The sequence below is a fragment of the Shinella sp. M31 genome, assembly GCF_049199205.1.
Lineage (GTDB): Bacteria > Pseudomonadota > Alphaproteobacteria > Rhizobiales > Rhizobiaceae > Shinella.
This window is the reverse complement of sequence record NZ_JBLZPH010000079.1, coordinates 36,045-45,485: the sequence shown is the minus strand read 5'-3', so window position 1 is coordinate 45,485 and position 9,441 is coordinate 36,045. Positions and strand designations below refer to the sequence as shown.

The 9,441-nt window shown below is 62.9% G+C and carries 7 protein-coding genes; 1 reads left to right on the top strand and 6 read right to left on the bottom strand.

The features are described from left to right. Together dnaK and ACOZKU_RS12780 are read right to left on the bottom strand one after the other, a co-directional pair. The coding region (dnaK, locus tag ACOZKU_RS12785; protein WP_421579206.1) for a molecular chaperone DnaK at window positions 1-1,647 on the bottom strand (1,647 nt) is incomplete at its 3' end. Between the two features lie 247 nt (window positions 1,648-1,894). After that, a complete protein-coding gene (locus tag ACOZKU_RS12780) occupies window positions 1,895-4,132 on the bottom strand; it encodes a transglycosylase domain-containing protein (RefSeq protein ID WP_421579205.1) in 2,238 nt (745 codons plus the stop codon). Between the two features lie 291 nt (window positions 4,133-4,423). Between ACOZKU_RS12780 and ACOZKU_RS12775 the strand changes: the two genes are divergently transcribed. Continuing rightward, complete coding sequence (locus tag ACOZKU_RS12775) at window positions 4,424-5,395, top strand: flagellin (RefSeq protein WP_421579204.1); 972 nt, start codon at window positions 4,424-4,426, stop codon at window positions 5,393-5,395. Between the two features lie 48 nt (window positions 5,396-5,443). Here ACOZKU_RS12775 and ACOZKU_RS12770 read toward each other — a convergent pair whose 3' ends face one another. The 4 genes from ACOZKU_RS12770 to ACOZKU_RS12755 all read right to left on the bottom strand — a co-directional run bounded on the left by ACOZKU_RS12770 (window position 5,444) and on the right by ACOZKU_RS12755 (window position 9,090). Continuing rightward, entirely contained in the window at window positions 5,444-5,872 is a 429-nt protein-coding gene (locus ACOZKU_RS12770; RefSeq protein ID WP_421579203.1) for a BA14K family protein, read from the bottom strand. Between the two features lie 99 nt (window positions 5,873-5,971). Continuing rightward, the gene (locus tag ACOZKU_RS12765; RefSeq protein WP_421579202.1) at window positions 5,972-6,919 is read right to left on the bottom strand and encodes a lysylphosphatidylglycerol synthase domain-containing protein; all 948 of its coding nucleotides are present in this window, start codon (window positions 6,917-6,919) and stop codon (window positions 5,972-5,974) included. Window positions 6,920-7,120: 201 nt separating this feature from the next. Further along, the gene (locus ACOZKU_RS12760; RefSeq protein WP_421579201.1) at window positions 7,121-8,512 is read right to left on the bottom strand and encodes a M20/M25/M40 family metallo-hydrolase; all 1,392 of its coding nucleotides are present in this window, start codon (window positions 8,510-8,512) and stop codon (window positions 7,121-7,123) included. A gap of 137 nt (window positions 8,513-8,649) precedes the next feature. Next, a complete protein-coding gene (locus ACOZKU_RS12755) occupies window positions 8,650-9,090 on the bottom strand; it encodes a MarR family transcriptional regulator (protein WP_314094253.1) in 441 nt (146 codons plus the stop codon). Window positions 9,091-9,441: the final 351 nt, after the last annotated feature.

Sequence of the window (9,441 nt, the reverse complement as noted above, 5' to 3'; positions counted from 1 at the left end):
GCCATATTCCTTGAGCGACTTTTCCGAGGAATGGATCAGGCTTTCGGCCTGATTCTTCGCCTCGACGCCCTCACGGCGCTTCTTGTCGTTCTCGGCATTGGCTTCGGCGTCCTTGACCATCTTCTCGATGTCGGCGTCGGAGAGGCCACCGGAGGCCTGGATGCGGATCTGGTGCTCCTTGCCGGTGCCCTTGTCCTTGGCCGAAACCTGCACGATGCCGTTGGCGTCGATGTCGAAGGTCACTTCGATCTGCGGCATGCCGCGCGGGGCCGGCGGAATGCCGACGAGGTCGAACTGGCCGAGCAGCTTGTTGTCGGCAGCCATTTCGCGCTCGCCCTGCGAGACGCGGATGGTCACGGCCGACTGGTTGTCTTCGGCGGTCGAGAAGGTCTGCGACTTCTTCGTCGGGATCGTCGTGTTGCGCTCGATCAGACGGGTGAAGACGCCACCCAGCGTTTCGATGCCGAGCGACAGCGGGGTTACGTCGAGGAGCAGAACGTCCTTGACGTCGCCCTGCAGAACGCCGGCCTGGATGGCCGCACCCATGGCGACGACTTCATCCGGGTTGACGCCCTTGTGCGGCTCCTTGCCGAACAGCTGCTTGACGACTTCCTGCACCTTGGGCATGCGGCTCATGCCGCCGACGAGAACGACTTCGTCGATCTCGGCCGCCGTGACGCCGGCATCCTTGAGGGCTGCCTTGCACGGAGCGACGGTGCGCTGGATGAGGTCGTCGACCAGAGCCTCGAACTTGGCGCGGGTCAGCTTCATCGTCAGGTGCTTCGGGCCGGATGCATCCGCCGTGATGAACGGCAGGTTGATTTCGGTCTGCTGCGAGGACGAGAGTTCGATCTTGGCCTTTTCGGCAGCTTCCTTGAGGCGCTGCAGAGCGAGCTTGTCGTTCTTCAGATCGATGCCCTGGTCCTTCTTGAACTCGGCCGCCAGGTACTCGACCAGGCGCATGTCAAAATCTTCACCGCCGAGGAAGGTGTCGCCGTTGGTCGACTTCACTTCGAAGACGCCATCGCCGATTTCGAGCACCGAGATATCGAACGTGCCGCCGCCAAGGTCGTAAACGGCGATGGTCTTGCCGTCCTTCTTGTCGAGGCCGTAAGCGAGGGCCGCAGCCGTCGGCTCGTTGATGATGCGCAGGACTTCAAGACCCGCGATCTTGCCGGCATCCTTGGTTGCCTGGCGCTGCGCGTCGTTGAAGTAGGCGGGAACCGTGATGACGGCCTGCGTGACCTTTTCACCGAGGTAGGATTCGGCGGTTTCCTTCATCTTCTGAAGGATCATCGCGGATATCTGCGAGGGGGAATAGCCGGTGCCCTGGGCCTGGACCCAGGCGTCGCCATTATCGCCCTTGACGATCTTGTAGGGAACGAGACCCTTGTCCTTCTCGACGAGCTTGTCGTCGTAGCGGCGGCCGATGAGGCGCTTGACGGCGAACAGGGTGTTTTCCGGGTTGGTGACGGCCTGGCGCTTTGCCGGCTGGCCGGTCAGGCGCTCGCCATCATCATTGAAGGCGACGATCGAAGGGGTCGTGCGCGCGCCTTCCGCATTTTCAATGACCTTCGCGTCCTTGCCGTCCATGACGGATACGCAGGAATTGGTCGTCCCGAGGTCGATACCGATTACTTTAGCCATGTCATTCTCTCCTTCAAGCGAACTGCCGGAACCCATTCAGGCATTCTGTTGGCAGCCCCTAATGGTATGGTCTTAGCGAAAGCATCGAACGGATCCGAAGCTTTGCGGGGTATATAAGGATGCCTCCAGACGACTGCAAGACATTGCCGCGCCGCAACGCGCGCAAAATCAGCAGGTCTAAGACGGATAAGCGATCCCCGGCGGCAATGTGGGGGCCTTCCTGACAGGCGTCAAGCCGGCAACAGCATCAGCCGCCCAGGAGAACGTCGAGAAGGGTCGTGCGCCGCGTGGCCGGCTGGCGCTGTTCGCCGACATCGGCTGGCGGCGTCATGCCGTCGTCGAGGGGGAGCGAACCGGTCTGGTCGGTCGCGACGGCCTGACCGTTTCCGGCGGGCCGTTCGTCCGTGCCGAGCGTGCGCGAGATGATGTCGAACAGCTGGTCGCCTTCGGGCGCGGGCTCCGTGCCGCCGGCCGCCGGCAGCTCGACGCCGCCATTGGCTGTCCCGAAGAGCGGCGAAGGCGAAAGACCGTTGTGGGCCGCGATCATGAACTGGCTGAAGGCCTTGGCCGGCAGCCCGCCCCCCGTCACCTTCTTCATCGACTTGCCGTCGTCGTTGCCGAACCAGACGCCGGTCGTCAGGTTGCTGGTATAGCCGACGAAGAGCGCGTCGCGGAACGACTGGGTCGTGCCCGACTTGCCGGCGACCGGCCAGCCGGGAACGCGGGCATTCTTGCCGGTGCCTTCGGTGATGACGCGCATCATCATGCCGTTCATCTGGGCGACAATATTTTCCGCCAGCACGCGCGGCGGGTTGTCATAGGTGTTTTCGTAGAGAACCTTGCCATCGGCCGTCGAAATGCGGCGAATGATATGCGGCGTCGCCTTGTAGCCGCCGTTCATGAAGGGCGCATAGGCGGAGGTGAGCTCCACCAGCGTCACTTCCGACGTGCCGAGTGCGATGGAGGCGTTCGACTGCAGCTCCGATTCGATGCCGAGCCGGCGGGCGAGCTTGATCACCTCGTCGGGGCCAACTTCCATGACGAGCTGGGCGGCGATGGTGTTCAGCGAATTGGCAAGCGCCGAGGCCAGCGTCACCTCGCCGCGATATTTCTGGTCGTAGTTCTCCGGCGTCCATTTGCCGATCCGGACCGGCGCGTCGTTGCGGATGGAGAGCGGCGAGCGGCCGGCTTCGAGCGCCGTCGCATAGACGAAGGGCTTGAAGGCCGAGCCGGGCTGACGCTTGGCCTTGGAGGCGCGGTCGAACTGGCTTTCGGCATAATCACGCCCGCCGACCAACGCGCGAATGGCGCCCGTACCGTCGATGGAGACGAGGGCAGCCTGCGAGGCGTTCAGCTTGGCGCCTTCCTTGTCCATGACCATGGTGATCGCCTCGTCGGCCTTCTTTTCAAGGTCGAGGTCGATCGTCGTGTCGATGACGAGGTCTTCCTTGGTGTCGCCGATCATGCCGGGGAGCTGGGCCATGACCATGTCGGCGGCATAGTGCTGCGCGCCCGACCAGTAGCTTTTCGCCCGCGCCGGCGTCTGCGACATGGCGGTCTTGATCTCGTTTTCGGTGACGAAGCCTTCTTCACGCATAGCTCCGAGCACGACCTGCGCGCGGGCTTCGGCGGCTTCCGGATCGCGCGCCGGGGACAGTCGGGACGGCGCCTTGAGAAGACCGGCGAGAAGGGCGGCCTCGCCGAGGTTCACGTCACGCGCCGACTTGTTGAAATAGCGCCGCGAGGCGGCCTCGACGCCGTAGGAATTCGAGCCGAAGAACACGCGGTTGAGATACATCGCAAGGATCTGGTCCTTGGAATATTTGTGCTCCAGCCACAGCGCGAGCAGCACTTCCTGCACCTTGCGCTCCAGGGTGCGGTCCGGCGAGAGGAACATGTTCTTCGCCAGCTGCTGCGTCAGCGTCGAGCCGCCCTGCACCATGCGACCGGTCGTGACATTGGTCAGCATCGCGCGGGCGAGGCCGAGCGGATCGATGCCGAAATGCGAATAAAACCGGCGGTCCTCGATGGCGATGACGGCCTGCGGGATATAGGGCGACATGTTTTCGAGCGACAGAGCCTCGCCGCCGGTCAGGCCGCGATTGGCGATCGTATCGCCGCTGACGGCGAGGATCTTGATGTTGGGCGGCCGGTCGGGGATCGACCAGCTGGTGGCGCTCGGCATGCGCGCGCCGTAATAGAGCACCAGACCGCCGACGCCGATGGCGCCCCAGATGCCGAGCACGACGCACCAGTAGATGAGCCGGCGCACAAGGCCGAAAAGGCCGCCGCCGCCACCCGAACCACCGCGCCTGCGGCGTGCGCCGCGCTGCGGCTTCTCGGCCTTCTGCGCCTTGCCGCGCGGCTTGCGCCCGCCGCCCCCTGCCACGCGATCGCCGGCGCCGACATGAAATTCGTCGTCGTCTCGGCCCCCGGATGCCTGGAACGAGGGCTCGATGCGCTGGGATTTGCGATTGGCTACCATGAACGGTCGGATATACCCTTGAAAACGTTGCGGTCCCTGAACCTTAAATGAGGCGATTTAAGGGGTGGTTAAGGAATAGCAAACGCCCCATTCCGGTTTTGAGGCTTTCCACCGATCCTTCCTCCGCCGCAAAACCCGGACCATTTCAGCCACGCGCATTAAAGCCATAGCTAATCCATTGAGATGTTTGGTAAAAATTGGGTGATTTATATTTCGTTAACCATAATTCCGCTTAATCGGCGCGACCTTCCAGGCCCATGACGGGCACAATCCCCTTTTGAATGATTTGATATGACCAGCATCCTGACGAATGCGGGCGCGGTGTCCGCGCTCCAGACCCTTCGCGCGGTCAATTCCAGCATGATAGATGCGCAAGGCCGCGTTTCCAGTGGCCTTCGCGTGCAAGCCGCCAGGGACAACGCCGCCTATTGGGCCGTCGCCACCACCATGCGCTCCGACAGCATGGCGCTGGATGCGGTGTCCGACGCGCTCGGCATCAGCGAAAGCATCGTCAACACCGCTTATGCCGGCATGTCCTCGGCCATCGAGGTGATGCACGAGGTCAAGGCCAAGCTCGTGGCCGCCCACGAGGATGGCGTCGACAAGATGAAGATCAACACGGAACTCGACCAGCTGAAGGATCAGCTGCGGTCGATTGCCGCCTCGGCCTCGTTCGCCGGCCAGAACTGGCTGCACATGACGGATCCGACCGACCCGACGCAGAACGGCATGAAATCGCTGCCCGCCTCCTTCGTGCGCAACGAGGCCGGCGGTGTCTCGATCACCGATATCACGTTCGACATGACCGCCGTCTTCGACACGGACCAGGTCTTCTACCTCGTCTCGGATGGCGGCTGCGACGGCATCATCACCAATTCCGGCTTTGCCACCATGCAGGGCTACAGCCAGGACTGGGTGCTGATCAGCGGCGCCAACCATACCGGCCATCCGGAAATCACGCTGACGCCGGAGACGACGCGGCAGGAGCTCGAGGAAATGACCGTGGTCGTCGACCTGATGACGGAACGCATGATCAAGGTCGCTTCGATGTTCGGCGCGCTGGAGAGCCGTATCTCCCTATCGTCGGCCTTCCTGGAAAATCTGAGCGACGCCATCGGCCAGGGCATCGGCCGGCTCGTCGATGCCGACATGAACGAGGAATCGACCCGGCTCAAGGCTTTGGAAACCCAGCAACAGCTGGGCATCCAGACGCTCCAGATCGCCAACACCAATGCCGAGGGCGTGCTGCGGCTGTTCCAATAGTTCCCTGAAACAGATCGGGCGGCTTTCAAAGCCGCCCGATCGAAAATCTTAGTAGTAAGGCGAATAGCACTGGCGGCGGCCACCATAGTTGGGCTGGAACGTGTTGTCGTAAGCCCGGTAGGAACGATAACGCGAATAGCACCATTCGGTGTGACGCGGGTTGATGCCCTCGTAGCGCGGCTCGGCATAGCCGTCATTGGCAATGGCGCCACCGATGATCGCGCCAGCGCCGAATGCGGCGAGCGGGTACCACCAGCCATCCGAATGGCGGCGATAGCCGTGGCGATGATGCCTGTAGCCACGATGGCCACCATGCCAGCCGCGACGCTCACGGTACTGCACCTGTTCGACATCGCTGGTCTGCGCAACGCCGGCCTTGGCCAGCGGCATGGCGATGGCCGGTGCCGAGACGAAGGTGGTGGCGAACATGGCGACGGCCATGGCAGCGGCAAAGCCGCTCTTGATCGTTGTCTTCATGTCGATCTCCCTTGATATCACTGTTTTACAGTGCACTAGACGGATCATACCATGAAAGAATTCGACTGAACCCGCGATGAACCAAAACTATCCGTTGTATCAGTCCTCGCCGCTGCCGAGCCGCGCGAGGAACCGCTGGCGCTCGTAGATCAGAATGACCACCAGCGCCATGATGAACGGAATGATGAGGTAGAACAGCCGGAAGACCGCGAGCGCCGCCAGCACCTTAGCCGGATCGATATCCGGCAGGCCGGCGAGGAAGACCAGCTCCAGAACGCCGATGCCGCCGGGCGCATGCGAGAGAAGGGCCACCGAGAAGGAGGCGAGGAAGATGCCGAGCACGACGAAGAAGCCGGGATTGCCCTCCGCAGGCAGCACGAAATAGATGATCGCGGCCGCGCCGATCAACTCGATCGGTGCGATGAACAGTTGGCGGAAGACCAGCGAGGGTTTGGGATATTCGAGCTTCAGCCAGCGCGTGTTGATCGGCCGGAAGCCGACGAGGCTGCCGATCACGTAGAGCGCGACCAGCGCCAAGATGAAGATGCCGGTCGAAAAGGCTGCCTCGATCGGCAGAACATGGGAAAAGCGCCCGACGATCTCCGGCTCAAACACCAGAACGAGGCCGAACAGCATCACCGTGCCGAGCGCGAAGGTGAACGAGCAGAAGGCGACGAGAACGCCGACCTCTGAGGCCGTCAGGCCCTTTGCCGTATAGGCCCGGTAGCGCACCAGCGCACCGGAAAAGACCGAGGCGCCGATATTGTGCGAGAGCGCATAGGTCGTAAACGATGTGACGGTGATGAACCACAGCGAGATGCGATGGCCGAGATGCTCCAGCGCCAGATGGTCATAGGCCGCCAGCGCCGCATAGGCGACGAGCGTCGCGCAGCAGGCCAGCACCCAGCCCGAGACGGGAATGGCATGGATGCTCGCCATGAACTCGTCGAGCGACAAGCCCCTCAGGTCCTTATAGAGGATGTAGAGCGACAGAATGATCGCGGCCGTACTGACCAGCGGCCAGAAGAATTTCTTCAGTCGCTTCATTCCGCCTTCCCCCGCGTGCCCGGCGTCCCACCGCCGGGGCAGCAGGGTTTCCCCGCATTTGCCCCGTAAAAAGCCATCTCGTTATCCCCACCGTCCGGTCCTGTCATTCGCCCTGAAGCGACGCGGCCCTTTGTTCGGTCAGTGGACCAGCATTTCCGTGTCATCGGGTTAACGCTGGTCCAGATCGTCATCACATCTTGGTCAGTGCGCCGCGAGCGCGGAGAGAATGCGCACCCACGAGCGGATGCCCTTTTCAAAGGAACGCAGCTCGTATTTCTCGTTCGGCGAATGGATACGGTCGTCCGAAAGCGCGAAGCCGACCAGCAGGGATTCCATACCCAGCATCTTCTGGAAATCGCCAACAATCGGGATGGAGCCGCCCATGCCGATGACGACGGCGGGTTTCGGCCACTCGTCGGACAGAGCCGATTTCGCCTTGGACAGCAGCGCCGAATCATAGGGCAGCTGGATGGCCGGCGAGCCGCCATGGGCGTGGAACGTCACCGAGCAATCCGCCGGGATTCTTGCGCGGACATAGGCGCGGAAGGCGTCGCGGATCTTTGCGGGGTCCTGCTTGCCGACGAGGCGGAAGGAGACCTTTGCCGAGGCTTCCGCAGCGATCACCGTCTTGAAGCCCTCGCCGGTATAACCGCCGGTGATGCCGTTCACCTCCGCCGTCGGGCGCGCCCAGGTCAGCTCCAGCACGGAACGGCCCTTTTCGCCCGAGGGGATCGACAGACCGATCTCGCCAAGGAAGCTTTCCGCCGTCTTGCCAAGCGTTTCCCAACCCTGCTTGATCTGCGTCGGGGTCTCCTCGACGCTCTCATAGAAGCCGTCGAGCGTCACGCGGCCCGTTTCGTCGTGCAGGCCGGCGAGAATGGTCGAAAGGATATGGATAGGGTTTGCAGCGGCACCGCCGAAATAGCCGGAATGCAGATCGCGATCGGCCGCCTTGACGACGACCTCCTCGCCGACGAGGCCGCGCAGGCCCGCCGAGATCGCCGGCGTATCGGCATCCCACATGCTGGTGTCGCAGACCAGCGCGAAATCGGCGGTGAGCTCTGCGGCATTGGCTTCGAGGAACGGCTTCAGCGACGGCGAGCCGGATTCCTCTTCGCCTTCGAACAGGATGGAGACGCGGCAGGGCAGCGACCCCACGGTTTCCTTGTAGGCACGGCAGGCTTCGACGAAGGTCAGGAGCTGACCCTTGTCGTCGGACGTGCCGCGGCCGGTGATGATGCGGCGGCCCTCGCCGGCATCGCGCACGGCCGGATCGAAGGGATCGTGATCCCAGAGGTTCAGCGGATCGACCGGCTGGACGTCGTAGTGGCCGTAGAACAAGACATGCGGCGCATCGGGTTTGCCGCCATCGTGATGGGCCACCACCATCGGGTGGCCGGGCGTGTCGCGCACCGTCGCATCGAAACCGAGCGAGCGCAGCTCGGCCACCAGCCATTCGGCCGCCCGGCGGCACTCCGGCTTGAAGGCCGGATCGGTGGAGATGGACTTGATGCGCACCAGCTCGAACAGTCGGTCGAGGCTCGCCGGAATATTGGCGCTGGCGCGGTCGAGGACAGGCAGGATGTTGGTCATGGCGAATTCCCTAAAACATGGCGCGCAAGGCCGTTTGGCAGCCTTGCGTGGACACCACGCGCAAATCAGATGACGTTCGGGCGCGACATTAGACCGATCGCGTCGGGGAGGGCAAATCGTATGACGATTCTGCGACGTCAGATCCTGGGATCGCGACCAAGATTGGCCAGAACCATGCGCATATATTCGAGCAGCAGCTCCCGCTCGAAGCGCCTGAAGCCGCGGAACAGGGCATCTTCGGTTTCCGAGGCCGCCGCCATCGCCGTCTCGCGCAGCGCCTTGCCGCGTGCCGTGAGGTAAACGAGCTGGGCGCGTTTGTCCTTGGGGTGTTTCCTGCGCGAGACCAGCCCGTCGCGCTCCATGCGCGCCAGCGTATTGGCCATAGTCGCCTGCTCGATGTCGAGCCGGTCGAGAAGTTCGCGCTGGGTAAGGCCGTCGCCGCTCCACAGTTCGAGCAGGACCGGAAACTGGCCGGGCGCCAAACCGCTGCCATCCGCCCGGGCCTGCAGCGCGCGGGACGCTCCCTTCGCCAGGAGATTGGCGAGGTACGCAGCCGACTCCTTCCGGTCAAAATCCATGGATGGAGGCTATGCCGGTTCGCGGCGGCTGGCAATGATGGATCGCAGGCAATGCAACCCGCCTCAAAAGGAGAAGCCGCCGACGACAGGAGGCTTGTCGCGGCGGCTTCTCACGAAAGATGGACAAAGGCCCGGAGAGGGGGATGAGGCCTTTGTCCTTGTCTGGCGCGGCGGGGGACAAGCCGGGATGCCAGACAGCGGCTTGATCAGGTGCCGATGGGGAATATTTGTGGGTCCGAATGTGGCTTTTCAAGGGATTCCGAGGCGTCCGAGAATTACAAATTGGTAACGTTCGTGTGAGGCTTTCGCGAGCCTCGAAAGCCCTTCTCGGCCGCAATGAAAGATGGACGC

Excerpts from the sequence above, each read along its gene's own strand:
- ACOZKU_RS12780 (WP_421579205.1), bottom strand. The coding sequence starts at position 4,132 with ATGGTAGCCAATCGCAAATCCCAGCGCATCGAGCCCTCGTTCCAGGCA.
- ACOZKU_RS12775 (WP_421579204.1), top strand. The coding sequence starts at position 4,424 with ATGACCAGCATCCTGACGAATGCGGGCGCGGTGTCCGCGCTCCAGACC.
- ACOZKU_RS12770 (WP_421579203.1), bottom strand. The coding sequence starts at position 5,872 with ATGAAGACAACGATCAAGAGCGGCTTTGCCGCTGCCATGGCCGTCGCC.
- ACOZKU_RS12765 (WP_421579202.1), bottom strand. The coding sequence starts at position 6,919 with ATGAAGCGACTGAAGAAATTCTTCTGGCCGCTGGTCAGTACGGCCGCG.
- ACOZKU_RS12760 (WP_421579201.1), bottom strand. The coding sequence starts at position 8,512 with ATGACCAACATCCTGCCTGTCCTCGACCGCGCCAGCGCCAATATTCCG.
- ACOZKU_RS12755 (WP_314094253.1), bottom strand. The coding sequence starts at position 9,090 with ATGGATTTTGACCGGAAGGAGTCGGCTGCGTACCTCGCCAATCTCCTG.